This window comes from Paracoccus rhizosphaerae, assembly GCF_026162645.1.
GTDB classification, from domain to species: domain Bacteria; phylum Pseudomonadota; class Alphaproteobacteria; order Rhodobacterales; family Rhodobacteraceae; genus Paracoccus; species Paracoccus rhizosphaerae.
The window spans coordinates 1-1,047 of record NZ_JAOTBE010000187.1 but is presented as its reverse complement, the minus strand read 5'-3'; the positions used below and the strand labels follow the sequence as shown (position 1 = coordinate 1,047).

At 61.2% G+C, this 1,047-nt stretch carries 2 pseudogenes; both read left to right on the top strand.

What is annotated here, in order from left to right:
• Positions 1-119: 119 nt before the first annotated feature.
• Positions 120-302 (top strand): annotated as a pseudogene (locus tag OC184_RS20350) (transposase domain-containing protein); the annotation flags it as partial.
• Positions 299-880: pseudogene (locus OC184_RS20345) on the top strand (plasmid pRiA4b ORF-3 family protein). The pseudogenes OC184_RS20350 and OC184_RS20345, both read left to right, overlap by 4 nt.
• Positions 881-1,047: the final 167 nt, after the last annotated feature.

The window sequence follows — 1,047 nt, the reverse complement described above, 5'->3', positions numbered from 1 at the left end:
GGGTCTCCGTAAGGTCCGTGGTTGAAGTCGCCAAACTCCACCTCGATCCTACACCTCGATGGCCACCCGGGATCACACCGCCAGCGGCGACGAAATTACACCAGCTCCTCGGACGCTAACAGCGCGGCGGTGATCGCGCCGCCTTCAAGTATTCTCTCATCGTCACCGCAAAGATGAACGATGTCGATCCTCAGGCTTGGCTTGCCGATGTCCTTGCACGGCTGCCTGGCACGACGGCCTCCCGGGTGCCGGATTTCCTGCCCTGGAACTGGTGTCGAACTGCGCAGAGGGTAGCTGCATGACCCTGATCGCCCGCCTCCGGATCATCCTGAACGACGTCGATCCAATGCCGATGCGCCCTATCGAAGTGCCGCTGAAGATCAGGCTCGATCGGCTGCATGAGGTCATCCAGGTGGCCATGGGCTGGTCGGACGCTCATCTCTACGAGTTCCGCGTCGGTGACACTGCATGAGGCGTGCCCGATCCGGAGGGGTTCTACGATGGCCCTGTAGACGCGACGAAGATGACCTCGAAAAGCTACTCAACCAGGACGATCCAGTATGTCTACGACTTCGGCGATGACTGGGACCACAGCATCCAGATCGAGCGGGTCAACAAGGCCGCCCCGGGCATGACCTATTCACGGCTGCTGAAGGCCACCGGCGCCTGTCCGCCCGAGGACGTCGGCGGAGCGTGGGGCTACGAGGAATTTCTCGAAGCGCTCGCGGATCCCGATCATGAGCAACACGAGGACATGGTCCAGTGGTCGGGTGGGGACTTCGACGCAGAAAATGTCGAGAGCGACAGCATCATCGAGCGCTTGATTCGGCTCGCCAAGAAGTGGGCCTTACGTCGTCGCGGACCCGAGGCAGTGACGTAGAAGAAGCCAGCACCCGTGGCCTACGCCGGATGATTACAATGTGGTTGAGATATTGGCGAAAGTTGGTGACGCCTGGTCAGGCGGCTGCTTGAAGTTGACGGAGGCCGTCGCGGAACTCAACCCCCTGGATGATCTGCGGCAGACGGTTCTGGCCGCCGAGTTTGCGC